This window comes from Sphingomonas qomolangmaensis (assembly GCF_024496245.1).
Classification (GTDB): Bacteria; Pseudomonadota; Alphaproteobacteria; order Sphingomonadales; family Sphingomonadaceae; genus Sphingomonas; species Sphingomonas qomolangmaensis.
Genome location: NZ_CP101740.1, coordinates 2859045 through 2882564 on the forward strand (window position 1 = coordinate 2859045; position 23520 = coordinate 2882564).

Sequence of the window (23520 nt, forward strand, 5' to 3'; positions counted from 1 at the left end):
AATAGTCTAGTAGACGGGCACGGGTCACGCTTTGCTTTGAAGGCACTCGCTGCCATAATGTCGACCCTTCTCCTTGCAGCCATCGTATATGCGGGTATTGGCTATTATGATGCATTGCGCGACGCAACCGAATTAAAGATTCGGGCTGATGCTCTTATCGCCGCCAAACGTGGCCCCGACGATTTAACGCCCACCAAACTGGAGCAGTTACTCCGCGTGGAAGATCCGACGTTCTGGCATCATAACGGCTTAGACATTCAAACAAGCGGTGCCGGTCTGACGACGCTGACGCAATCTCTCGCCAAGCGACTTGCATTCCATCACTTCAAGCCGGGCATCGGCAAGCTGCGGCAGACAACATATGCGATGGGATTGGAGCAACGACTTTCGAAGCGGCAGATTTTGGCACTCTTTCTTGACACAGCGCAACTCGGACGAGGTCCACATGGATGGATGCAAGGCATGTTCGTCGCGAGCGAGCAAATGTACGGAAGACAGCCAGCAAATTTGACGAACCGCGAATGGCTCAGCTTGATCGCCGTCCTAATCGCGCCGGGTCAATATAATTTGCGAGCCGGTGATACTAAGTTGAACGACAGGGTTCGCCGAATAGAACGCCTGCTTGCAGGCGCTTGCCATCCCCAAAGTGGAAGGGACGTTTGGCTGGAGGGTTGCACCTGAATATACCCGTCAAGCTGTTCTTTCCCAAGAACGAAAGTCTGGTGAGCACAATCCGTCGCGCGAGCCCGAAAGCGGCGACGCCCGTAAATCTGCCAATTCCGTTTTCTCAAAACCTGTCCGAATGGCACTTCGCAAAATCGGCGAAGGAGACGGAGAAATTGGAATGTCGAGGTGGCGCGTGACGGCCGGGTTCGGGACGACGAGCGGATGGGCGGAATGCCCGAGCCTGGGCGCTATCACCCACCCCCGCCAACAGCCTCACCCCCCGCCAACCGCTCCGCCTCGAACACGTTGATCCCCGCATGCGCCGCCGCCTCGATCGCCTCGCGCTTCATCCCCGGCGGCAGCGCTTCGCCGAAGCGGAATTCGACCACGCCGCCGCGCTTCATCCCCTTGCGCGGCCATACCTTCGCGGTCTCGAGCGCGATCGGCACCGCGGGCAGCCCCAGCGCACGGTACAGCCCGGCAAAGCCCGATTTCAGCGCCGGCGTCTGCCCGGGCTCGATCCGCGTGCCCTCGGGGAACAGCAGCACCGGGCGGCCCGCCGCGCGCGCCGCCTGTGCCTGGCGCATCATCTCGCGCAATGCCTGCGACGATGCATCGCGATCGACCATGATCGCGCCATAGCGCTCGGCGATCCAGCCCCAGAACGGGATGTCGCCCAGCTCGCGCTTCATCACCACCACCGGCGCGCCCAGGATTCGCGTCAGCTCGAAGGTTTCGTAGAAGGACTGGTGCTTGGCGACGTACAGGGCAGGGCCTTCGGGCCGCGGCGCGCCGGTGATCCGCGTTTCGATGCCGAGCACGTAGCGCGACACCAGCCGGTGATATTGGAACCACAGCAACACCCCGCGCCGCATCGTGGCGCCCCCCACGAGGCCACAGGCGCAGGCGAACAGCACCAGCGGCACCGATCCTGCATAGAACAACACGTCGAACGCGATCGCACGCAGCCTGGCAATCATCCGGCAAACCCCACCCACAGCGCGACCCGGCGGATCAGCAGCTTGTTATATTCGTCGAACAAGGTCGCGAAGCGCGCATTGGTGCGCACCGGATCGCCCACCACTTCGACTGCGCCATCCAGCGCATTGTCGAGCTCGAGCCGCGCGCGCGCCATGTGCCAGTCAGCGGTGACCAGCCGAACGCTCTTATAGCCGCGCTTGCGCACCCAATCGGCGGTCTCATCGCCGTTCGATCGCGTGTCGATCGCTTCCTGCCCCAGGTCGATGCAGCATTCGAACAAGGCGGGGCGCACGCGATATTCGAGCGCGAGCTCGATCGGGCGGACGCTGGGGTCGACGCCCGAGATCAGCATGCGATCGGCGCGCTTGTCTTCCATCAGCGCAAGGCCGCGGTCGATCCGTCCCGCGCCGCCGGTCGGGACGACGATCGCGTCGGTGCGCCGGTCGTCGAGCGGCTGGCCGAGCCCCAGCATGAACACGACGAAGCCCAAGGCATAGGCGAGTGCCAGGAAGGACAAGGCGCGCAGGATCACAGCCGCCGCCCCAGCGCGGCCAGCACCGTCACCCGTGCGGCGATCGTCGCCATCAGCGTGAATCCCAGCGGCAACAGCGCCAGGATCGCCCAGTCGCCCGGCCGCAGCGTGACCCCGCCGACGATCTCGGCGCCCAAGCGGTCGATCTGGCTGCCCAGGAACACCAGGAACACCAGCGCGAGCAATGTGCCGATCGCGCCGCCCAGCAGCGTGTCGATCGCGATCCGGCGCTGGAACAGTCGCGCAACCTGGACATCGGTGGAGCCGAGCATGTGCAGCACTTCGATCGTGTCGCGGTGCGTGTCCAGCCCCGATCGTGCCGCCAGCAGCACGACGAAGGTCGTCGCGCTCGCCACCAGCAGCACCAGCCCGCCCGCCAGCAGCGCCAGCGTCGCGATGAAACCGCGCACCGGCGCCAGCCACTGCGCATGCGCATCGACGCGCGCTTGCGGCGCGAGGCCGCGCACCAGCCGCTCGATCCCCGGCGCGGCGCCGGGGTCGGTCAGGTCGACATCGATCATCGCGGGCATCGGCAGGTCGGCGTCGAGCCCCGCCTCGCCCAGCCACGGCTCGAGTAGTTGCGCCAGCCGCGCGCGATCGACCTCGGCGACCGCGCGCACCCCGGCCCGCCCGCGCAGCGCGCGCACGATCGCCGCGACGCTGCGGTCGCGCGCGCCGGCGTCGCCCTCGACGATCTGCACCGTCACCCGCCCGGCAAGGTCGCTGTCGAGCGCGCGCGTCGCTGCCCAGGTCGCGAGCCCCAGCGCGGCGGCGAGCACCGTCAGGAACAGCATGATCGCCATGATCCAGCGCATCGCGCGCGTCGCCCGCCCGTCGTCGAGCAGCCGTCGATCGGGATTGCGCGGCGCGAGCAGGCTCAACCCACAGTCTCGGGCAGGGCCCCGCGCGGCGGGTTGCGCAGCGATCCGGTCGGGTCCTGCAGTCGCCCGCCCTCGATCTGCATCATGTGCGCGTTGGGAATGCGGTTGAGCAAATGGAAATCATGCGTCGCGACGACGACGGTCGTGCCCAGCCGGTTGAGGCTCTCGAACAGGTGCAGCAGCCGTTCGGCCATGTCGGCGTCGACATTGCCCGTCGGCTCGTCGGCGACCAGAATCTCGGGCCGGGTGATCACCGCGCGCGCGATCGCGATCCGCTGTTGTTCGCCGCCCGACAGCGTCGGCGGGCGTGCGTCGGTGCGGTCCTTCAGCCCAACCCAGGCGAGCATCTCGCGCACCGGTTCGTCGATCTCGTCCTCGGGCATGCCGGCGACGCGCAAGGGCAGCGCGATATTGTCGAAGGCCGAGAGGTGCGGCACCAGCCGGAAATCCTGGAACACCACGCCGATCCGCCGGCGAAACCCCGGCAAGCGGCTGCGCGGCAGCGTCACCGCATCCTCGCCGAACAGCCGGATCACCCCGCGGCTCGGCCGCTGCGCCAGGTACAGCAGCTTGAGCAGCGAGGTCTTCCCCGCGCCCGACGTGCCGGTCATGAAATAGAACGCCCCCGCCTGCAGCGTGAACGACACGTCGGACAGCGTTTCGGGCCCGGTGCCGTAGCGCAGGCCAACATTCTCGAACTGTACGATATTGGCCATTCGTGCCGGCGGCGGCCTGTCCTTCGTTGCACCCGGCAAATGCCATCGCACGTCTGCGATATGCGCTCAAGACGGTGGCCCGATGCGCCCGCCGCCGCGCCCCAAGACTCTTGCCACCGAACCCATTTGCATGTTTAGATTCGCCCCAGGCCAATCCGGTCGTTTGCTTGTCCGAAGACGCCCGCACATGATCCTCGAATGCACCCAATGCCGCACCCGCTATCTGGTCCCCGACAGCTCGATCGGCGGCGACGGGCGGACGGTGCGATGCGCCAAGTGCAAGCATAGCTGGTTCCAGCCGCCGACGGTGATGAACCTGGCGCCCAAGCCCGCGCCCGCCCCCGTTGCAGAGGCCCCCGCCGAACCCGCGCCCGCGCCGGTTCCCGCGCCGAAGCCGGCACCGGTCGCGGCGCCCCCAGCCGCTGCCCCCGCAACTGCAGCGCCGGCTGCCGCCGCGCCGATCTATTCCTATGTCGATCCCGATCTCGACAAGCCGCATTACGATGCCTTCGCGCACAAGCCGCCCTTCCAGCCGCGCCGCAACCCCGCGCGCCGCTGGACCGCCGCCGCGGTGGTCGCGGGCGTCTCGATGCTGCTCGGCATCGGCGCGATCGTCTATTCGGGCGCGCCCGGCATCGCCGGCCAGCTCGGGCTGCCGATCGGCACCACCGAAACCCCGCTGCGCTTCGTCGATCGCTCGATCGAGCGGCGCTATCTGTCGAGCGGCAACGAATTGTTCGTCGTGTCGGGCAAGGTCAACAACCCCAGCACGGCGGCGCAGCGCGTCCCCGACATCCGCGCCGAGCTGCGCGATCCGCAGGGGCGCATCGTCTATAGCTGGACGATCACGCCCGAGCTTCGCACGCTCGCCCCCAACGGCGCGCTGGCGTTCAGCAGCGGGAAGCTCGACGTGCCCGCCAATTCCAAGCGGCTCGAACTCAGCTTCGCGGGCGAGAGCGCGCGCTGACCCACCACAGCCGCGCGCCGTTGAGCAACGCCGCGGCGACCATGCCCGCGCCCGAGGCATAGACCAGCCCGAGCGATCCCCAGCCGGTGTGGACCAGCCACCAGCCGAGCCCGCCGGTGACGACGAAGAAGCTGGCGATCCCGTTCAGCCCCGCCGCCACCTGGTCGCCCATCGACCGCAGCGCATAGACGAACACCACCTGCACCCCGTCGAACAGGATGAACGGCGCCCAGGCGACGAGCATCCCGACGCCGATCGCCTCGACCGCGTTGATCGCGGGGAAGGCGCCGACGATCCCCGGCGCGGCGATCAGGATGCCCAGCGCCATCGCCCCGGTCGCCAGCGCCGCCAGCCCCGCCGCAAGGCCGGCGCGCCACGCCGCCTGTTCGGGCCGCCCCTCGCCGATCGCATTGCCCACGCGCACCCCCGCCGCCGAGCCCAGCCCCAGCGCGACGCCGAAGGTGATGTTGTGGACCGAGAACACGATCTGGAAGGCGTGCGCGCTCGCCTCGCCCAATTGCGTCGACAGCGCGATCAGGATGGAAAACCCCGCGAGCTCGAGCCCCGAGGCGATCGCGGGCACCAGCCCGAAGCGCAGCAGCCGGATCATCCCGTCGGGCCGCCAGTCGCGCAGCCGCCGCACCCCGCGTTCGTGCGCGCGCGGCAGCGTCCAGGCGGCGTAGAGCATCGCCACCGCGCCGAAGGCCGATGCGGTCGCGGTCGCCGCCGCCGCCCCCACCGCGCCCCAGGCGGGAAACCCCAGATGCCCCCCCGACCACGCCCAGGCGAGCACGGCGTTGAGCGGCAGCACCGAGAGTTGCACCACCATCACCCGCCGCGGCCGGCTGACGCCTTCGAGGAAGAAGCTGGCGGCGATGCTCAGCAGCTGGAACGGATAGGCGAGCGCCATCACCTGCACCACGCGCGCACCAGCCGGCGCGATGCCCGGCTCGACCCCCACCATCAGCAGCAACGGATGCGCGAAGGCGAACAGGATCCCCCCGCTCGCCAGCCCCAGCACCAGGCCGAGCACCAGCCCCTCGTGCAGCACCCGCCCGGTTTCGGGCAAATCGCCCGCCCCATCGGCGCGCGAGACGAACACCAGCACCCCCGAAAGCCAGCCGAGCACCACGACGATGCCGATATAGGTCAGCGCGCGGCTGGCCCCCAGCGCCGCCACCTCCTGCGTGCCCGTCAGCCCGACGACGATCACGTCGGTGACGTGCAGGATCGTCCAGTTGAGGCTGGTGAGCATCACCGGCCACGCCAGCGCCAGCAGCCGCCGGGTTTCGTGCGTCACCGATCGCGATGCGCCGGCCGCGGAGTCGGCGGGCGGCAGGGTGGGGGAGGGGGCGGCCATGGTCGCGCTTCCCTACTGGCTGCGCCGCCGCGGCGATAGGCCGCACGATAGCATGTTGCGCAGCCCGTCCGGCGCTGCTAGGGGCCTGCGCCTACCAACTGCAGGTGCGACGCACCGGTGGTATGCACGTGCGGTCGTGGCGGAATGGTAGACGCGCAACGTTGAGGTCGTTGTGGGCGAAAGCCCGTGGAAGTTCGAGTCTTCTCGACCGCACCACTTTCCTGAAAATCGTTGATGCAAGACGCCGGGCGGCCAGCCCAGGCGGCGGAAGCGAGCTATCCAGCCCGCCGGGTGCTTTCGGGTGGCCCTTCACGTCGCCCGTTGGACAGTGGCGTGGTCTTGAAGCCTATGGCAGCGGACAAGCCTTCGGAGTTTGTCCATCGGGTCTACCTAGGGAAAGCAATACTGTCTTGGGTTTTGCTGTGCGGCGCTAATGACGAGCCAGTGATTAGCTCTTAGCATCGTGGATCGCAGCGTAACTGATTGACGATCGGTGGTTCTGGCCCGCATTGTCATGGTATGACTGACCGCCCAAAGATCGCTGACCTTAATCCGGCTGGATTGGCGTTTGCTCAGCATAATCTGGAAGAGGATCGGAAAGCGTATGAACGTCTGATAGCGCGGCGAGATGCGATTGCCGACAAACTGCGCTTTGGAGCGATAGCGCTTAATGCAGGGTCGCTGATTGCGTTGTTGTCGGTAATGGGTGGGGCGGCAACCCGCGAGAGCTGGATTGGCCTAAGCACGACGCACGCCAGATGGGTTGCTGCGGCGTTTGTCTTAGGAATTTTGGTATCCGGGGCAGGGGCCGTGACAGAGCATTGGCTGGTAGCGCGTTCGTCCGGCGACGCCTTTGCCAGAATGAAGGGTGCCGGATCCGTTTTGGCATTACATCAAGCAAATTTCGATGACGAGACAAACGCAGGCTTATTCGAGGCGATCACAACCTATCAAGAATTGAAGCTGGTTGAGTTTCAGTATTCCTGGTGGTCAATTTGTCTCCAGAACATCTCTTACGGTTGTTGGATCTTCGGTGCATTGATGATTGTCGACAGCGTGCTTTCCTAATGAATCACGATGCGGTTATTCCCAGCCGGTGCGACGGATAACCTGCGTTTGCTACGGTCGCATGGAGGCGTCCGCCAATGTCGCTGGCGCGATACGCGCCAGCATGCGATCTTGACACAATGTGCAACAGATACCGAATGACCGCCTCGCGCGCGGCGCTGCTTAAACGCTTCGGTGTTATCGCTGACGTCAAATTTGACAATCTCCCGCCGCCTGAACTCTTCCCCGATCGGCGGGCCTATGTTGTTCGATCCGAAGGCGCTGCGGTAGCGCTCGACGCCATGCAGTGGGGCTTCCCCCATAAGGTGCCGGGCAAGCGTATCGATCCGGTCACGGGCAAGCCCAAAATGCTCGATCGCAAGGTGACGAACGTCCGCAACCTGCAATCGTCGTTCTGGCGGTCGGCGCTGACCAACCCTGAGCGGCGCTGCCTGGTGCCGGTCACAAGCTTCAGCGAATACGGACCGGGTCCGATCGGCAAGAAGCCGCTGTGGTGGTTCGATGTGCCATCACGGCCAATATTTTCGTTTGCGGGCATCTGGCGGCCAGCCGACGGAGGCGCGGTCTTCGCGTTCCTTACCACCGAGCCGAATAGTGTCGTCGGGCCGATCCATCCGAAGGCCATGCCAGTGATGCTGCACGATGCTGACGAGGCACGCTGGCTATCGGCGCCGATCGATGAGGCACTTAAGATGGTGGCGCCGTACCCCTCGCAGCTGATGTCAGTGTTGCGAGCTCCGGAGGAGGGGCATGATGACGTAAAGTCCGAACGTGGTGAGCTAAATCTGTTTGGGGGGGATTCGGCTTAGAGTGGACCTCCTACAGCTCACTCGCGCTGCTAAGGCGATCGTGCGCAACATTAACCGACCCTGCCACGGCAGCTGTTCGGTGAACCACCTACCGCTGTCCTACAAGCCGTGGCTTTGATACGCTTCCCCAATGAACACCCGCACGCCAAAGCTCGACCGGAATCGCGATTTCACCCGGGAAGAGGGCGAACCGGGGGGTACGTAGTGTAGCTTTTGTAGCTTTCCGAGCCGTCGATGCGGCGCAACTCGCGCTGAACCAGGCAGCAAGTTGGATGCCCCGCGAGGATTCGAACCTCGATTAACGGAGTCAGAGTCCGTCTATACCCCACGGTTTGCTGCAGGTTTTAGGGTTCGTGTTGCATCCATGTTGCATGTGGCGGGCTTCGTTTCAAAATGCCTTGAGGCCTGAGGGGCATTCACCGATCGGTGTTCCGGGCTCCAGTGAGATCTGTCCGTCCATGTCGTCGGACGCGACTTGGATGCTGTACTTGCCGGACTTGCTCAGTGGTTTCGGTCGGACGTCGAGGGTCCATCCGTGGAGCCTTTGACCATAAACGATCAGAGATCGGGGCACCTGCAATTCCGAAAGCTCCGGGGGGATATGCGCCTTCCAGGAAGGCTCTGAGAAATAAGGGCTCACTTGGATAAGCTTTATGCGCGGTGTCTTTGATCCGACCAGACGGTCAGCGTCTTGAATATGGAAGGCGAGTAGTTCGCCAAACATGCACGGCTCGATCCTGATCTGGGGCATCTGACAGCTGGTGAGCATGGCTGATGCCAACGTTATGCAAACGACCCGAGCTACGACTTGGCGCATGATTTCCCCTGATAGGCGGCGACTGTTCGAGGGCAGTTAGCGGCCCTACTGTAGCAAGTCGCGCTCGATCGCGCTCGCGACCGAAGCGTCCTGTTCAGCTTGGTCGAAAAGGTGCCCGTAGGTGTCGAACGTCACCTGGATCGAGCTATGCCCCATCCACCCTTGCACGCGCTTGGGGCTCACTCGCTGCTCGATCCACAGCGAGGCAGCGGCATGGCGCAGGTCGTGCAGGCCATAGCGCGCGACCGTCATCGCCTGCCCCTTGGCGTCCGTCCCGGCTGGATCGACCAGCCCGGCGGCCTTCAGGACCGGCCCAAGAATGTTGAGCGTCATGTAGCGGTTCGACATGACCTTCGCGGCGATCGACGGGAAAACCAGATCGTCCTCTGACGCGCGGCATTGCAGCTTCCACGCCCGCAAGGCCGATATGGCCGAAGGGGGCAGGGGGATCGTGCGATAGCCAGCTGCCGACTTGGGGGCGCCGATCGTGCCGTTCAGATCCGCGCGCTGCGATACCGTCAGCGTCGCGCCTTTCAGGTCGATCGCCGGCCATGGCAGGCCTCGCAGCTCCGACGCCCGCAGACCGCCGAAGATCGCGACCAGGGCGAGGGGATGCGCCATCGGCTCGCTTGCCTCGCTGGCGGCCTTCAGCAGCGCCCGTAGCTCGATCTTGGACGGTATCGCCACCTTGGCGCGCTCGCGCTTCGCACGCGCCACGCGGACGCCCTGCGCGACGTTCTGAGCGACATATCCCCGGCGCTGGGCTTCGGAGATGATTGCGGTGAGCGAGCGCAGCACGCGCGACGCCATCGGCCGGGAGAGGGTGTCGACGAGCTGGTCGCGGTATCCTTCAACGATTGGCTTAGTGAGCTGCGACAGCTTCCGATCGCCGCAAAGGGGCGCGATGTGCAGTCGTATATGCTGGTCGTAGGCTGCGAGCGTGGAGGGCTCCAGGCCCTCGCGCTCGCCTCGGGTCTTCCAGAACTCAGCGGCCTTGGCGACCGTGATGGACTGAGAATCTGGCGTGTGGGTGCCCTGGGTGACCTGATAGGCTGCGGTGGTCAGCCACGCTTCGGCGTCCTTCTTGCGGGCGAACTGCTTCGATCGCCGGGCGCCGGCTTGGTCGCGGTAGTCGACCTGCCAGGCCGACTTCGCGGTGCCGGCTGGGGTGGTCCACTCGCGCTTACGGATGCTGGTCATCAGCCTTCTTCTCGAAGCTGCTTAAGACCGTAAGTGAGACCTTGATCCAGTCGTTAAACCAAGATTCTGCGTACAAAGCTGGAAGCTCAGTTTGCCAGGCACGAATTTCCCAATACAACATCAGGTTGTTTGCACGAATAAGTGAAAGCTGGTCCATCAGGCGATTAAGAACAGTGCAAAGGTTTATCGAAACCAGAGCGGCGTTATCCCTTTTGCTTTCGAGTATAAAGCTTTGCAGCTTGTCAAAATCATAAATCCAGATGCTTTCTTCTGGTTTGTAACCGTCTCCAATCAGGTCCGAATTGATCACCGCAAATATATCGTCCCGATCGGCGCCCAAATTCGGATTTGGAACAAGCTGGAACCCCACCTGCAACCTAGGCCAGCTTGCCTCGATCATGTCCGTCACGAATTTTGCTGGCAACCCGCGAGCCATAAGCTCAAACGAGAGGATTAGCTTCAGGCAGTGGGTAAGCTCGTAATCGAACTTGGTGCCCCGCCCTACATTCACACCGCTCGGAAAATTCAGGCGCTGTAACTGCTTGATGCGAGCGCGAAAGGTGCCGGCTCGCTCGGGGTCTATCCTGAAATACGTAATCAGCACCGCCTCAAGGCGGCTGAACGATAATTTTAGATCGGCCACAAACATCTCCGGATAGAGACACACCTCTATCTCTTGACACGGACGCCGTGCAAGGGAATAGAGGGATAGGGATAGCGCTGTATCCCAACCGTAAACAGATGGAGCTAAACGGAGATGTTGCAAACGGATTTAGTCGCAGGAGCGCGCGGCGCGGCGACGTACATCGGGCTAACCGAACGCCAAATCTATCATATGGTTGAAGGCGGCCATCTGCCCGTCATCCGCAAAGGTCGGAAACTGTTTTTCCGCAAATCGGAGCTTGAACAGGCGTTCCGATCGGCGGCGGTTTGAGTACGGCCGGCGCGCTTCTGACGGCGGCAACGTCAGTCTCGCGAATTCCCCCAAACGAAACGAGCCGAAGCAAGGCGGCAACCTCGCTCCGGCTCAATACCAACGCGATCGGAAATCACTGATGGATATGCCAGCACATAACGCGTTCAACAACGCAACGCCAGCCTACCGCCTCAACGGCGTCATTCGGGACGGGGAAGAACCCCTCGTATATATCGAGCAAGCCAGCGCAGTGGCCTATGTACTTGAAGAAGGCTGCTCCGAAGACTGCGGCATGAACCTCTCAATCCTGCGAGCCGCAGCGCAGGCGATCCAGACCCTTACTCACCTCGCTGCCGAAGCGATCGACCGTCAGGAGCGTGCAGTTGGACGCCGGTGATCATCCGTCGCTGAACGCAGGGCGGGGTGGCGATGGACCGCTCGTTCACATCGAGCAGGCCAACCGTGTTCTTCGCTGCCTTGAGGAGGGGCTCTCGGAAGAGTGCGGCATGAACCCTGAAATTCTCCGGGCGGCGGTACAAGCGAGCATAGCGCTGACCCACCTCGCTGCCCAGGCGATCGAACGGCAGGAGCGCTCTCTTGCCCGTTGGTGACAGCCCACCACTCCACATCGGCTGGGGTGCGATGCGATCACCGGCGCAAGCAGTGGACGCCTCGACCCCTGCCGGGTTCGGGCGCGCCATGCGGCTGGCAGCGAGCCTCGCTCGATCCGCGGCCTGCTGCCGCGTCCCCGGGACAGCCCCCGATGAGGCCTAGCGGGTACGACTTCGACGACCTTGCGAGGGACCGGGGCAGCGCCGCCGTGCGGCGTGCCCTGGCGCCCCCGATCGCGACACCCTGGACCCTGCCGGTCATCGATACCGGCATATGGGCAACGCGCCCGACACCGGCGCGCCGCTGGACCTGCGAGCGCTGGTTAGCGCGCGGCACCGTCGGTGCGCTGTTCGGCCCTGACGGCGTCGGCAAGTCGCTGCTCGGGCAACAGTTCACCACCTGCGTTCAGACAGGAAGCCCGTTTCTCGGGCTACCTGTCGCGCACTCCGACGCCATGTACATCACGTTCGAGGACGACGCCCTGTCGCTCGAGGAGCGGCAAGGCGCGATCAATCGCGCCCTTGGCCTGCCGGCGAATGTCACGCCCACGCTGTCGTCGTTGGTTGGATCGGAACACTATGAGCTGTTCGACATGATCGACGGCCAACAGGTGCCGTCGCCCCTCTATCGCGGGATTGCCGCGCGCGCCGTCAGCATCAGGGCCGGGCTGATCGTGCTCGACAACATCAGCCACATGTTCGGCGGCAACGAGGTTGTGAAGCGGGACGTCGTCCACTTCCTGCGCTGCTGCGATCAGCTGGCGCTCGAAACCGATGCCGCGGTTCTGCTGCTAGGCCATCCGGCAAAGGCCGAAGGGTCGGAATATTCGGGCAACCGGGGTTGGAGCTCACACGTCCGACAGCGGTGGTTCATGGACTTCGCCGACGCAGACAGCGGCGATCCCGATGCGCGCGTGCTAGTCAGACCCAAGGCCAACCTGTCGAAGCGAGGGGAGACGATCACCTTCCGCTGGCGGGATTGGGCTTTCGTTGCCGATGCCGAGATCCCTATCGACCAGCGCGCATCGATCGCGGCTAACGCTGCCGCCAGCGGTGCCAATGCGGCGTTTCTGGCGTGCCTGCGGAAGCGCCTGCAGGGCGGTGACGGCAGGCATGTGGGACCATCGCCGGGGCCGAACTACGCGCCCGCCCAATTCGAAGCCATGCCCCAGGCGAAGGGGTACAAACGGGACCAGTTGAAGGCCGCCATGGAACGCCTTTTCGAGCTCGATGCGATCGAAACCGCGACCTTCAAAGTGCCCGGCAAGTCGCGCGAAATCACAGTCATTCGGGAGCGTGCCGAACCCCCCGAACTACCCCCCCGAACTGGTCCCGAACACTGCCCCCGAACTGCCCCGAACAGTTCACCCGAACTGCCCCGCGCACACACTGTATATAAATATAAGGGGAGCGGGGCCCCTGAGGCCCCCGCCCCCCACTTCAGCCCTGACGATCTCGACTGGTCGGACAGCTCCGACGCGGACGACGATCGATGACGATCGAGGGTCGCACGTCGCTAGGCTCTGCCGCCGAAGGCGAGCAGTGCCGGGCCACGCCAACGCCGGTGCCGAACAGCTTGCTGGAAGTCCTGCCGGGCCCACCACCCCCCGGGCAAAACTCTGAGAGGCACGCCCGCCTAGACCGGAGGCATCCCTCCCTGCGCACCGAAAGCAAAACCGAAAGGGGGGACCTTGCCCCCGCCACATGGAGAAACCCGATGAACGTCGTAACCCTCGATCCGCAACCGGCGGACCTGCCCGAGCCGGATTGGCAAATCGAATTCCCCGGCCAATCAAAACTGGCTTTGGCCACACGCACGACCGCTAGCCGATACTGGGGGACGGTGGTCCGCGAGCTTCGCGGAGCGAACAAGCTCGCGGTGGCGAACGCGCACGCCATCAAGCGGCTGGTGCTCGCCTGGATGATCTACGACCGGGCAGCCCTGGAAGTCGCGCGGTCGGGCCCGATCGTGCCAGCGCCGAAGACGAAGACCCCGATGCACAACCCGTGGTTCACGGCGATGACCCAGGCCGGCAAGACCGCTGCCAGCATCGAAGCCGAACTGACGATCACGCCCCGTTCGCGTGACGCTGGCGGGGAGCTTCCGGCGCCGCCGCGACGCGCCACCCCTGCGGATCGGTTCCTGCGGCCGATGGACGGCGGGTCCCGGCTGCCGCGCCCCGGCGATGAGCCCAACGGAGAGCCCGATGCCCCAGCATGACGATGAATTCGAGCGCATCCGCGCGGTGATCGAGATGGCACAGCGACTGAACACCTCGCTGCACGCCAAGCTTGTCGACAAGGGCGTAGCCCCGATCGACGCGCTGATCGCGGGCACCTACGCGCTGCACCAGCTGGCGACGAAATTTCATGGGGATCCGATCGCGGCGGTCGAGTGGCTTCGCGATGCCATCGACACGATTGAGGGCCAGGCGATGGGCGGCGGACGGGTGCCCCATTGACCGGCGCGGCGAAGTTGGCGCGGCTGTCGCCCGCGGAGCGTGACACGGTGCTGACGTTGCTCGACGAGCTGAGCGCACCCCTTGGGGTTCGCGATCTGGACGTCGCGTTCGCCAAGGCCGGGATACCACGAACGGTGCGCCGCCCCCTGATGCGATCGCTGCTGGAGGACTTCGATCTGATCGCGGTGGTGGCCCGGTGACGATCATGCGCGTCTACGCGATGGCGCGCCCGCGGCGGCCGCTGAGCGAGCGCGACGCCGTGCGCGCGGCGGCGGGTGTATCTGGATCGGTTACATGCCGGGCGACTGCGCTGGCGCGACGGGTCGCGGCGGCGACGATCGCTGAAATAGACCGCCCGCATGCCGAGCGCATCCTGTCGCTGCTGAACGCCATGACAGGCGACCCGGTGACGGCCTTGGCGACCGACGCGGAGATCGACACGGCGGCGCTGGTGGTTGCCGCGCGCACACGGCGGCTGGAGGCGCGTGGCGGCAGACGGCTGCCGGAGGCGGGATGGGCGAATGAGGATCGGGAAATAGCCGCCGAAGTCGCGCACGTCTTGGCGCGGCGGTATCGGGCGCACCTTGTCGATTGTTGACGTAAACCGGGTTTTTGTCAGCGCGAAGGTGCCAACGTGACGGGGATGAAACCGGAGATTGCCCCGATGACAACCGCCGCCCTTGCCGTCCCTCGCGCCCTGCCGCGCGGCCTTCGTTCCGTTCGCGCCGAAGCGTCGCCGAAGGCCACGATCGATCAACTCGTTACCGCCTTCGAGGCCTTCAAGGAAAAGCACGAAGCACGCTACAGCGCGATCGAAGCCAACATGGACAAGTCGGCGCTGACCGAGGCCGGCTTGCGGCTGAACGGGCCTGGCACGAACGAACCTGCCGCCGATCCCGAATATCGCGCCACGTTCGCCAGCTATGCCCGCCGCGGTGCACCCGACGTCGAAGCCGAGCTGAAACTCGCGAACGGCACCGGCGACCGTGCCGCGATCCGCGCCGCCATGTCTGAAGGCGACAATTCGGCTGGCGGCTATCTCGCGCCGGTCGAGTGGGACCGGCAGGTTCGCAAGGCGCAGCGGCACCTGTCGCCGATGCGCCGCCTGGCGCAGGTCGTGACGTCCGGCGTGGCGGGATATTCGACCCTTTGGAGCAACGAAAGCTGGGGTTCGGGGTGGGTTGGCGAAACCGCCACCCGCCCCCAGACCACGACCGCTTCGCTTCAGCCGCTGACCTTCCCCACGGGCGAAATCTATGCGCAGCCGGCGGCAACGCAGCGCCTGATCGATGACGCGCTGCTGGACTTCGAGGGCTGGATCGCAACCGAGCTGGGGGAGGAATTCAGCCGGCAGGAAGGCATCGCCTTCGTGTCCGGCGATGGTGCCAACAAGCCGATGGGATTCCTGCAGTACCTCCCCGGCGGGGCGGCAGCGACCGGGACGCCTGGCGCGCACCCTGGCGGCGAACTGTCGGTGACGGTGACGGGATCAGCCGAGGACGTCACCGCCGATTCACTGATCGATCTGAAATACTCGCTGGCGACGCCGTACCGGCAGGGAGCCACGTTCGTCATGAACAGCGGCACGGCGGCGCGCATCGCCAAGCTGAAGGACGGTGACGGGGCCTATATCTGGCGCGAGGGGCTAACCCTCGATCAGCCGGCGACCCTTCTGGGTCGGCCGGTGGAGATCGATGAGAACATGCCCAACATTGGCGCCGCCGCGACCCCGATCGCGTTCGGCGACTTCGCGCGCGGCTATCTGGTCAACGACCGGATCGGTGTCCGCATCCTTCGCGACCCGTACACCGCGAAGCCCTATGTGCTGTTCTATGCGACGAAGCGGGTCGGTGGTGGCGTGCTGGACCCGCGCGCTATCCGGGTGCTTCGCGTCGCGGCAGCTTAAGCTGGCGAGGGGTGCCTAAGCCCGATAGCTGATCGCCCCTAACCCACCTGGCTCCTGCTTTTTGCGGCATTATGTAGCAAATGCACCAAGGCGATTGCGTCCGTCCGCTTCGGTGATGGCGAATGTACCGCAGATGGTGATGATGCTCGAAACGCCGCTCCAATAGGAGCTTAGAGCGTGTCTATCTTTTTTGCGGCTTCGATGGCGCTAGGACATGCGATTGCAGGTCACGCCGAAACGTTCCCACGAAAAGGGCACGTTGCCAGTGCGGTATTTGTCCGGAGTGAGCTCGTAGGCTCCGCGAGTGATAAAATATTCGTCCGGCTTCCCTTCCATCGCGTAGCGAACTTCCGTCCAAAAATACACATGGAGGGTGCCAGCAGTCACTGCGTCAAACTCGGCTTTTTCTACCGTTTGGACAGTGCCTTGCGCGAACTCCTCAGGGGCCAAGTCGACCGGTACGCAGTATCCTTTGGTTTCAAAATCAAAGTCGTGCGGAAGTTGATCGGAGCGGGTTCCCAAAGTGCACCCCCATCGAACGCTTTTGGCAACCGACTTGCCGACATTTTGCCACGTCGGAGTTATCCTGAGCAGGTGCAATTCGTCGTTAGCGAATTCGGCCTCCAGCTTAAGGGCGCCCTTCATAAAAGGTCGTATCTGGGCCGTCATGGCAGCTTGCATCGTTTCCACTTGAGCGGCAGCGGCGGCAGCGTTCCGCTCTGCTATCTCTATCGCTCTCATCGATGTTCGCGCACTCTCACCGGCTTCTTTTTTCGATCGCTCAGCTTCTTGATGAGCAAGATTGGTAATCCGGCGCTGTTCTCGGAAGGTAATCCAAACCAGAGCGACGCCGAGCGCGCTCAGGGCCATACCAATCAGGGCCGCGATGCCCATAATGCTCGTCCACAAAGCCGATCGTTGCTGAGCTACCAAATCGGCGGCGTCGTGGCGTTGTTTTGCGGTCTCCACATTATATTCTGGAAGTGCTTTGCGTATGCAGTCCGCCTCTTCGATAAGGGAAATGCTGAAACAGGACTGCCTTATCTTATCAGCAGCGTTTTTGGCATAATCGGTAGCATTCCGCTGTGCTTCCTGCTCATAAGCGGACTGCTGGAATAGGCCGTAGGCGACAAAACTAGCTATCCCACCGGAAGCAACGGTCCCAGCAATCAGCCAACCTAATTTAGACGTAGCTCTTGTGACCCAATAGCTTCTAGACATTGCAGGAAGAACACCGCTGTAAATTTGCCCTGCGACAGCTTGTTCCTGATGTTCGGCTCTGAGTCCATCACGCCTATGCCGGCGCGCTTCCCCAGGGCGCTATCAGCCGGGGAACGTGCCAACCGGGGAGAACGTAGCAACGTTCCCCGGCTCTAGCCGTTGGGCATCACCACCAGTTAAGAGGCTGGCGCGCGGCTATCATGCAGGCTTCACGTGCACAGCCTGTGGATAGGCTGTGGGTAACGCAAAAGAACCGTGCGGTGCAGCGCGGTTGCAAGGTCGCCTATCGCCCGACAGGCGCAATGCCGAACGCTACCTCGAGGAGCGCAACGAGATAGAGCGCGATCGGCTCAGGCTCGTCAAACACTTGGAGGCTCAGTAATGCGCCGGAGGATCTATATCTATGATAAGGTCTAGAAGCTTGCGACGGATTTGATCGGTTTCAATCGCGCCGTGAAAGTCTCCTCGTCTAATCTTGGCATCAACTTCGCGCTGAGCGACGAACGCAGCGTCCACCCCGTACCGACCAACCATCGAGTACGCCGCCGATTGCGCTGCGGGGAAGTATAGTCTCTGGGAGGCAACCATGATGCATCTCACTTACTTTGATCAATACCGAAACGAACGACTCATATCTCACTTGGAGATCTAGGGCGATTTCAGTGAACGAATTTGGTTAAAGAGAAATTAATGTACGCATGTCTTTACAACGCCGCGCAATGGCCACGGTTGAGCCTCGCGCCCCTTACGATCGAGCAGCTATGCATAGGGTGTGGGGACATGGGGCAGCGGCAGCTGGCTTGCGGACGCTCGTAAGCGATCCTCTTGAGGAGGGCCCACCCTCAATTGCGTGAACTCGTACCGCTTACTGCTGCGCCTTTGCCGCAGCGTTGACCACTGCTCGCGCCGCCGTGTCTTCGGTAGCCTGTGCCATGGCGTCCCAGGTGGCAGCAGCGCGCTCGTGCATATGGCGGCGGTTGATGAGCGGCGTCTTTGCCGCGGCCTCGCGCTGAGCGGCTGCGTTCGCCCGGTAGGTTTCGGCAGGGGTCAATGCATTCAATCCAAAATCCGCATCGCATGTCGCATCCATGTTGCACGGAGGCGCCGAGAGGCAAACAGAAACGGCGGAAATCCGTGGCAAATGGCGGAAGCACGATGCAACACGCAATCCGCGACTTTAGCCGGTTCGTTTGGGGATAAGCCCCTGTAAACGCTGGAGAAGTGTTGGATGCCCCGCGAGGATTCGAACCTCGATTAACGGAGTCAGAGTCCGTTGTCTTACCATTAGACGACAGGGCAATCGAGCGCGGCAACTACCCAGCCGGTTCGCGGGGGTCAAGGGGGGAATGCGCCGCTTTTGGTGCGCGCCTTGCTCCACCGGCGCACATACGATAGCTTCGCACCCAAGCACCGGCGGCTATTTGCCGTGACGGATCAGAACATAAGTGAGTGACGGCATGGGGGAAGATTTCGCCCGACTGCCGCAGCGGCGCGGCCAGGGCGCCGAGTTGCCGGCCAATACCACCCGCGCCAGCCGCCCGCGCTGGCCCGATGCGCGCCATTATGCCGCGCTCGATCTCGGCACCAACAATTGCCGGCTGCTCATCGCCCGCCCGCAAGGGCCGGGCTTTGCCGTGGTCGATGCCTTTTCGCGAATCGTTCGGCTGGGCGAGGGGTTGGCCACCAGCGGCCGGCTCAGCGACGCTGCGATCGATCGGACGCTGGCGGCGCTGCGCGTCTGTGCCGACAAATTGCGCAAGCGCAACGTGTCGCTCGCGCGCTCGGTCGCGACCGAGGCTTGCCGCCGCGCAAGCAACGGCGCCGAATTCATCGCCCGCGTCCGCGACGAAACCGGGATCATGCTCGACGTCATCACCGCCGAGGAGGAAGCGCGGCTCGCGGTGCTCGGCTGCCACGCATTGCTCGAGCCCGGCGACGGGCCGGCCTTGGTGTTCGACATCGGCGGCGGATCGACCGAATTGGTGCTGGTCGATACCCGCACCACGGTGCCGACGGTGATCGACTGGCACAGCGCGCCCTGGGGCGTCGTCTCGCTCACCGAAGCCTCGGCCGCCGGCGCCGCAAGCGGCGAGGGGCTGGCGATCCTCTACGCCCGGATGCGCGACCTCGTCACCGCCAGCTTCGCGCCCTTCGCCGATCGGGTGGGGTTGCCGGTGGGAACGCCGCGGCTGCTCGGCACCAGCGGCACCGTCACCACGCTCGCCAGCGTCCATCTGGGGCTCAGCTCCTATGATCGCTCGGTGATCGACGGGCTGATCGTGCCGACCGGGGCGATGCGCGCGGTCAGCGCGCGGCTGGCGGGGCTCGACCTCAACGAGCGCGCACAGGTGCCGTGCATCGGCCATGAGCGCGCCGATCTGGTGGTGGCGGGCTGCGCGATCCTCGAATCGATCCTCGACATCTGGCCCGCCGAGCGGCTGGGCATCGCCGATCGCGGTATTCGCGAGGGCATTTTGCGCCGGCTGATGCAGGGCGGAGCATGACCTACTCATCTATTGGAATTGTTCGATGACCCGCACCTTGGGCAGTCCCGGCCGCGTCCGGGTCAAGACGTCGAAGAAGCGCACCCCGCAATCGACGCGCTGGCTCGAGCGCCAGCTGAACGACCCCTATGTGAAGAAGGCCAAGGCCGAGGGCTATCGCAGCCGTGCCGCGTACAAGCTGATCGAGCTCGACGAGAAGTTCGGCTTCCTCAAGGGCACGCGCCGCGTCGTCGATCTGGGACTCGCGCCGGGCGGCTGGGCCCAAGTGGTGCGCCGCACGGTGCCGCAGGCGGCGGTGGTCGGCATCGATCTGCTGCCGGTCGATCCGATCGACGGGGTGACGATCCTCCAGATGGACTTCCTCGACGACGCCGCGCCGCAGCGGCTGGTCGAGGCGCTGGGCGGCGAGGCCGATCTGGTGCTGTCGGACATGGCGGCAAACACCGTCGGCCACCCGCAGACCGACGCGCTGCGGACCTCGGCGCTGGTCGAGGCCGCGCTCGCCTTCGCGATCGAGGTGCTGCGCCCCGGCGGCACCTTCGTGTCGAAGGTGTTCGCGGGCGGCGGCGATTCAGCGATGGTGGTCGAAATGAAGCGCAATTTCACCAGCGTGAAGCACGCCAAGCCCCCCGCCAGCCGCAAGGGGTCGGTCGAATGGTTTGTGGTGGCCAGCGGGTTCAAGGGGCGGCGAGCCGATTAGCCGCGCTAATCGGCGTCTCGCGCCGCCCCCGGCCGGCGGGCCGCAGGACCCGACCGACGGCGCGGCTTTGCCGCGACGGGCTCCCGGCAGCACCCCGTTTCCGCCGAAGTTCCGCAACAAAACGCGCCATTATCCGTTGTAATATTATTGCCCTCGCGTCAGCGGGGAGCCTCACCGGTCGATACGAACCGGGAAAACCGCAAGGAGCACAACATGACCAATCTACTCGCAGCCGGACTAATGTTCGGCATGACGGTGGCCGTCTCGAGCGCGACCGTCGCCCATGAAACCCGGATCGATCATGCCAGCGGCCCGGTCGACGTGCGCTACAACGGCGCGGTGACGATCGATCATCAGCAGATCGGCAGCGTCGCCCCCGGTGGCCGCGCCTCGACGCTGCGCTGCGCCTGGCAGGCCAATATGGCAGTGACGCGCGAAGCCAAGGCGACGCCGGGCACGCTGATGACCCGCCAGTTCGTCCGCGAAGGCATCGCCTCGGGCAGCCGCGCGGGCTGGTGCACCACCAACAAAGCAGCGATCGCTAAGGAAGTCGCGGCGCGGACCCGCGACCTCAACCAGCATATCGTCGAGGTCGCGCAGGAGGACCATGACGTCCTGCGCAGCGAGCTCGACCGGCTGCACGGCGCGGTGCGCGAAGGATGAAGCGCGCTAGCTTGATCATAGCCGCCGCCTTGCCGGCAACAATCGCGCCCGCGGCGGCGCAGGACCGCCCCACGATCGGGTTCGAGGCAGCGACCGATGAGGTCCGCCGCGGCCTGAGCTGGAGCGAAGGGCGCGCCGCGCTGTCGGCCGATGCCTCGGGCACGCTCGGGCCAATCGAGGCCTCGGCACGCGTCGTCACGACGCGCGATTCGATCCGCCACGATGGTGCCTGGTCGGTCGCCGACCTGCGGCTTACCACCGCGACCGACGTAGGGCCGATCCAGCTGCGCGGCGGCGCCGCCGCGCATCTGTTCGCGGGCGCCCGATCGAAGATGGACTATGTCGAACTCGGCGGATCGGCGAGCTATACCTACGGCCCCGCGCAGCTGACCGGCGGCGTCGAGTTCGCCCCCGCGCAGCACGCGATCGGTGGCAGCAACGTCTATCTCTACGCCAATGCCGATGCCGGCATTCCCGGCACGCCGTTCACGCTGATCGCCGGATTTGGCCATTCGTCGGGAAGCGCGGACGACCCGATCCGCGCGCAGCGGCTACGCCCGGGTGGCAGCTATGCCGATTGGCGGCTGGGGGTAGAGCTCCGCCAGGGGCCGCTGACGCTAGGAGTCGATTATCTCGGCACCGACATCGACCGCGCCGAAGCCTTCGGACCGTTCGCCGACGCGCGCCATTCGGGCGATCGGCTGCTCGGCCGGGTGCGCTTCGCGCTGTAGCGCCGTCGATCGCCCAACAAAAAAGCCGCGGCAACAATGCCGCGGCTTTTTTGGTTCGCTTGGAGGAAGCCGGAGCTTCAGCCCTCGTAGTCGCCGCCGACATTCTGGTTGCGCGGCGGGGCAGCGGCGGTGAGGCGAAGCGCTTCGGCCGATGCCGAGAGCGAGCCGACCTCATCGGGTGCCTCGTCATCGTCGATGATCACGCGCTGCAGGCTCGACACCACCGATTCCTGCAGGTGATCGGGGCGCACCGTCTCCTCGGCGATCTCGCGCAGCGCGACGACCGGGTTCTTGTCGCGGTCGCGCTCGAGCGTCAGTTCGGCGCCGCCCGAAATCTGGCGCGCACGCTGGGCAGCCAGCAGGACCAGATCGAACCGGTTGGGGATCTTGTCGACGCAATCCTCGACAGTGACGCGCGCCATGAACGCTTCCTTCGCAAGACGATGGTGTAGGGAATAAGCCTTCCGCCTAGGCGGGGGCGGGGCGCAAGTCAAGATTTTCCGCCGGTTGCGCCTGCGCCGGTCACGCCGCATGAGGGCGCGATGGACGAGCCGCCCCCGCAACCGACCTTCACCGTCGACGGCAACCGCTTGACGATGCTCGACACCGGCCCGCGCCGCTATCGCGCGTTGCTCGACCTGATCGAAGGCGCGCAGCACAGCCTGCGCATGCTCTATTACATCTACGAAGACGACGCCGCAGGGCACGCGGTTGGCGAGGCGCTGGCGGCGGCGGCGGCGCGCGGGGTGAAGGTATCGCTGCTCGTCGACGGGCTCGGCAGCGAGGCAGCCGCGGGGCGCGACTTCTTCGAGGGGCTGACGGCGGGCGGGGTCGATGTCTGCCGCTTCATCCCGCGCTTCGGCCGGCGCTATCTGCTGCGCAACCACCAGAAGCTCGCGCTTGCCGACGAAGCGCGCGTCATCATCGGCGGGTTCAACATCAAGAGCGACTATTTCGGCGCGCCGGGCGATGACCACGAGGCGTGGCGCGACCTCGGCCTACTGGTCGAGGGCCCCGCCGCGGCGCGGCTGGCGGGCTATTTCGACGCGCTGTTGCGCTGGGCGCAGCGCCCCAAGGCGCCGATCCGTGCGCTCAACCGGTTGCTTCGCGTGTGGAGCGAGGACGAGGGGCCGGTGCGCTGGCTGCTGGGCGGGCCGACGCGGCGGCTGTCGCCCTGGGCGCGGGTGATCCAGCGCGAGCTCAAGCGCGGCCGCCATATCGACCTGATCGCCGCTTATTTCGCCCCCGGCCCGCTGCTGCTGCGCCGGCTGGGGCGGGCGGCGCGGGGCGGTACGGTGCGGATCGTACTGCCGGCGCGCACCGACAATTACATGGCGATCTGGGCCTCGCGCTTCACCTATGCCGGGCTGCTCCGCCGCGGCGTCGCGATCCACGAATATCAGGCGACCAAGCTCCACACCAAGCTGATCGCGATCGACGATGCGGTGCATATCGGGTCGGCCAATTTCGACATTCGCAGCCTGTTCGTGAACATGGAGCTGATGCTGCGGATCGACGATCCGGCATTCGCACGCCACGTCCACGCCTATGTCGATGGCGAGGTTGCGCAGTCCGAACTGATCACCCCCGCGCTTCACCGCGAACGCATGTCGATCCCGCGCCGGATCAGCCAGGCAGCGGCCTATTTCCTGATGGCGGTAGTCGACCCGTCGCTGAGCCGAACGCTGCCATTCTGGGGCGAGAAGGAGTAACGGGCCGTCTTAAGCCCTCTCCCGCCTGCGGGAGAGGGTTGGGTGAGGGCCTTCTGCTTCTCCCTCCCCTCCCTGGAAGCGAGGGGCCGGGGGAGGG

At 64.9% G+C, this 23520-nt stretch carries 29 protein-coding genes and 2 tRNA genes; 19 read left to right on the forward strand and 12 right to left on the reverse strand.

What is annotated here, in order from left to right:
• Positions 1 to 57: 57 nt before the first annotated feature.
• Complete coding sequence (locus NMP03_RS13650; protein ID WP_256506008.1) at positions 58 to 681, forward strand: transglycosylase domain-containing protein; 624 nt, start codon at positions 58 to 60, stop codon at positions 679 to 681.
• Between the two features lie 236 nt (positions 682 to 917).
• On the opposite strand, the gene NMP03_RS13655 is transcribed toward NMP03_RS13650, so the two are convergent.
• The 4 genes from NMP03_RS13655 to ftsE are packed head-to-tail and all read right to left on the reverse strand — an operon-like array spanning position 918 to position 3776.
• The gene (locus NMP03_RS13655) at positions 918 to 1646 is read right to left on the reverse strand and encodes a lysophospholipid acyltransferase family protein (protein WP_256506010.1); all 729 of its coding nucleotides are present in this window, start codon (positions 1644 to 1646) and stop codon (positions 918 to 920) included.
• A complete protein-coding gene (locus NMP03_RS13660; protein WP_256506011.1) occupies positions 1643 to 2179 on the reverse strand; it encodes a YdcF family protein in 537 nt (178 codons plus the stop codon). Before NMP03_RS13660 ends, NMP03_RS13655 begins: the two co-directional genes overlap by 4 nt.
• Positions 2176 to 3060 carry a cell division protein FtsX gene (locus NMP03_RS13665; RefSeq protein ID WP_256506012.1) on the reverse strand — a complete coding sequence of 295 codons (885 nt, stop codon included), beginning with the start codon at positions 3058 to 3060 and terminating at the stop codon, positions 2176 to 2178. Before NMP03_RS13665 ends, NMP03_RS13660 begins: the two co-directional genes overlap by 4 nt.
• Positions 3057 to 3776 carry a cell division ATP-binding protein FtsE gene (ftsE, locus tag NMP03_RS13670; protein ID WP_256506013.1) on the reverse strand — a complete coding sequence of 240 codons (720 nt, stop codon included), beginning with the start codon at positions 3774 to 3776 and terminating at the stop codon, positions 3057 to 3059. The genes NMP03_RS13665 and ftsE overlap by 4 nt, the downstream gene beginning before the upstream one ends.
• A gap of 187 nt (positions 3777 to 3963) precedes the next feature.
• Between ftsE and NMP03_RS13675 the strand changes: the two genes are divergently transcribed.
• Entirely contained in the window at positions 3964 to 4743 is a 780-nt protein-coding gene (locus NMP03_RS13675) for an MJ0042-type zinc finger domain-containing protein (RefSeq protein ID WP_256506014.1), read from the forward strand.
• On the opposite strand, the gene NMP03_RS13680 is transcribed toward NMP03_RS13675, so the two are convergent.
• Positions 4715 to 6103 (reverse strand): MATE family efflux transporter, encoded by a 1389-nt coding sequence (locus NMP03_RS13680; protein WP_406697821.1) that lies wholly within the window; start codon positions 6101 to 6103, stop codon positions 4715 to 4717. The genes NMP03_RS13675 and NMP03_RS13680 overlap by 29 nt on opposite strands.
• A 130-nt stretch (positions 6104 to 6233) precedes the next feature.
• Between NMP03_RS13680 and NMP03_RS13685 the strand changes: the two genes are divergently transcribed.
• The 3 genes from NMP03_RS13685 (at position 6234) to NMP03_RS13695 (ending at position 7980) form a co-directional block, all read left to right on the forward strand.
• Positions 6234 to 6319 (forward strand) — tRNA-Leu (locus tag NMP03_RS13685).
• A 303-nt stretch (positions 6320 to 6622) separates the two neighbouring features.
• Entirely contained in the window at positions 6623 to 7171 is a 549-nt protein-coding gene (locus tag NMP03_RS13690; protein ID WP_256506015.1) for a hypothetical protein, read from the forward strand.
• 137 nt (positions 7172 to 7308) lie between these two features.
• Complete coding sequence (locus tag NMP03_RS13695; protein ID WP_256506017.1) at positions 7309 to 7980, forward strand: SOS response-associated peptidase; 672 nt, start codon at positions 7309 to 7311, stop codon at positions 7978 to 7980.
• 862 nt (positions 7981 to 8842) lie between these two features.
• On the opposite strand, the gene NMP03_RS13700 is transcribed toward NMP03_RS13695, so the two are convergent.
• Complete coding sequence (locus tag NMP03_RS13700; protein ID WP_256506018.1) at positions 8843 to 9997, reverse strand: tyrosine-type recombinase/integrase; 1155 nt, start codon at positions 9995 to 9997, stop codon at positions 8843 to 8845.
• Positions 9981 to 10640, reverse strand: a complete 660-nt coding sequence (locus NMP03_RS13705; RefSeq protein ID WP_256506019.1) for a hypothetical protein — start codon at positions 10638 to 10640, stop codon at positions 9981 to 9983. Before NMP03_RS13705 ends, NMP03_RS13700 begins: the two co-directional genes overlap by 17 nt.
• Positions 10641 to 10832: 192 nt before the next feature.
• Between NMP03_RS13705 and NMP03_RS13710 the strand changes: the two genes are divergently transcribed.
• The 9 genes from NMP03_RS13710 to NMP03_RS13750 all read left to right on the forward strand — a co-directional run bounded on the left by NMP03_RS13710 (position 10833) and on the right by NMP03_RS13750 (position 15892).
• Positions 10833 to 10931 carry a hypothetical protein gene (locus NMP03_RS13710; RefSeq protein ID WP_256508134.1) on the forward strand — a complete coding sequence of 33 codons (99 nt, stop codon included), beginning with the start codon at positions 10833 to 10835 and terminating at the stop codon, positions 10929 to 10931.
• 121 nt (positions 10932 to 11052) lie between these two features.
• The gene (locus tag NMP03_RS13715; RefSeq protein WP_256506020.1) at positions 11053 to 11310 is read left to right on the forward strand and encodes a hypothetical protein; all 258 of its coding nucleotides are present in this window, start codon (positions 11053 to 11055) and stop codon (positions 11308 to 11310) included.
• Positions 11297 to 11524 (forward strand): hypothetical protein, encoded by a 228-nt coding sequence (locus NMP03_RS13720; protein WP_256506021.1) that lies wholly within the window; start codon positions 11297 to 11299, stop codon positions 11522 to 11524. Before NMP03_RS13715 ends, NMP03_RS13720 begins: the two co-directional genes overlap by 14 nt.
• Before the next feature lie 209 nt (positions 11525 to 11733).
• Positions 11734 to 13020, forward strand: coding sequence for an AAA family ATPase (locus NMP03_RS13725; protein ID WP_256506022.1), 1287 nt, complete (start codon positions 11734 to 11736; stop codon positions 13018 to 13020).
• A gap of 221 nt (positions 13021 to 13241) precedes the next feature.
• Entirely contained in the window at positions 13242 to 13745 is a 504-nt protein-coding gene (locus NMP03_RS13730; RefSeq protein ID WP_256506023.1) for a P27 family phage terminase small subunit, read from the forward strand.
• Positions 13732 to 13986 carry a hypothetical protein gene (locus NMP03_RS13735; RefSeq protein WP_256506024.1) on the forward strand — a complete coding sequence of 85 codons (255 nt, stop codon included), beginning with the start codon at positions 13732 to 13734 and terminating at the stop codon, positions 13984 to 13986. Before NMP03_RS13730 ends, NMP03_RS13735 begins: the two co-directional genes overlap by 14 nt.
• A complete protein-coding gene (locus NMP03_RS13740; RefSeq protein ID WP_256506025.1) occupies positions 13983 to 14186 on the forward strand; it encodes a hypothetical protein in 204 nt (67 codons plus the stop codon). Before NMP03_RS13735 ends, NMP03_RS13740 begins: the two co-directional genes overlap by 4 nt.
• The gene (locus NMP03_RS13745; protein ID WP_256506026.1) at positions 14183 to 14584 is read left to right on the forward strand and encodes a hypothetical protein; all 402 of its coding nucleotides are present in this window, start codon (positions 14183 to 14185) and stop codon (positions 14582 to 14584) included. Before NMP03_RS13740 ends, NMP03_RS13745 begins: the two co-directional genes overlap by 4 nt.
• A gap of 66 nt (positions 14585 to 14650) precedes the next feature.
• Entirely contained in the window at positions 14651 to 15892 is a 1242-nt protein-coding gene (locus NMP03_RS13750; RefSeq protein WP_256506027.1) for a phage major capsid protein, read from the forward strand.
• Between the two features lie 207 nt (positions 15893 to 16099).
• On the opposite strand, the gene NMP03_RS13755 is transcribed toward NMP03_RS13750, so the two are convergent.
• From NMP03_RS13755 to NMP03_RS13765, 4 genes are all read right to left on the reverse strand, one after another.
• Positions 16100 to 17113, reverse strand: coding sequence for a hypothetical protein (locus NMP03_RS13755; protein WP_256506028.1), 1014 nt, complete (start codon positions 17111 to 17113; stop codon positions 16100 to 16102).
• Complete coding sequence (locus NMP03_RS16220; RefSeq protein ID WP_406698468.1) at positions 17071 to 17181, reverse strand: DUF6471 domain-containing protein; 111 nt, start codon at positions 17179 to 17181, stop codon at positions 17071 to 17073. Before NMP03_RS16220 ends, NMP03_RS13755 begins: the two co-directional genes overlap by 43 nt.
• 797 nt (positions 17182 to 17978) lie before the next feature.
• Positions 17979 to 18164, reverse strand: a complete 186-nt coding sequence (locus tag NMP03_RS13760; protein WP_256506029.1) for a hypothetical protein — start codon at positions 18162 to 18164, stop codon at positions 17979 to 17981.
• Positions 18165 to 18338: 174 nt separating this feature from the next.
• A tRNA-Gln gene (locus NMP03_RS13765) sits at positions 18339 to 18412 on the reverse strand.
• A 158-nt stretch (positions 18413 to 18570) separates the two neighbouring features.
• Between NMP03_RS13765 and NMP03_RS13770 the strand changes: the two genes are divergently transcribed.
• From NMP03_RS13770 to NMP03_RS13785, 4 genes are all read left to right on the forward strand, one after another.
• Complete coding sequence (locus tag NMP03_RS13770) at positions 18571 to 19617, forward strand: Ppx/GppA phosphatase family protein (protein ID WP_256506030.1); 1047 nt, start codon at positions 18571 to 18573, stop codon at positions 19615 to 19617.
• 25 nt (positions 19618 to 19642) lie between these two features.
• Positions 19643 to 20317 (forward strand): RlmE family RNA methyltransferase, encoded by a 675-nt coding sequence (locus tag NMP03_RS13775; protein WP_256506032.1) that lies wholly within the window; start codon positions 19643 to 19645, stop codon positions 20315 to 20317.
• 213 nt (positions 20318 to 20530) lie between these two features.
• Positions 20531 to 20980, forward strand: a complete 450-nt coding sequence (locus NMP03_RS13780) for a hypothetical protein (RefSeq protein ID WP_256506034.1) — start codon at positions 20531 to 20533, stop codon at positions 20978 to 20980.
• Between the two features lie 29 nt (positions 20981 to 21009).
• Positions 21010 to 21711, forward strand: coding sequence for a TorF family putative porin (locus NMP03_RS13785; RefSeq protein ID WP_256506036.1), 702 nt, complete (start codon positions 21010 to 21012; stop codon positions 21709 to 21711).
• A 77-nt stretch (positions 21712 to 21788) separates the two neighbouring features.
• On the opposite strand, the gene rpoZ is transcribed toward NMP03_RS13785, so the two are convergent.
• The gene (rpoZ, locus tag NMP03_RS13790) at positions 21789 to 22133 is read right to left on the reverse strand and encodes a DNA-directed RNA polymerase subunit omega (protein WP_256506037.1); all 345 of its coding nucleotides are present in this window, start codon (positions 22131 to 22133) and stop codon (positions 21789 to 21791) included.
• Positions 22134 to 22253: 120 nt separating this feature from the next.
• On the opposite strand from rpoZ, the gene NMP03_RS13795 reads away from it, so the two are divergent.
• On the forward strand, positions 22254 to 23423 hold the full coding sequence (locus NMP03_RS13795) for a phospholipase D-like domain-containing protein (protein ID WP_256506039.1): 1170 nt from the start codon (positions 22254 to 22256) through the stop codon (positions 23421 to 23423).
• Positions 23424 to 23520 lie beyond the last annotated feature (97 nt).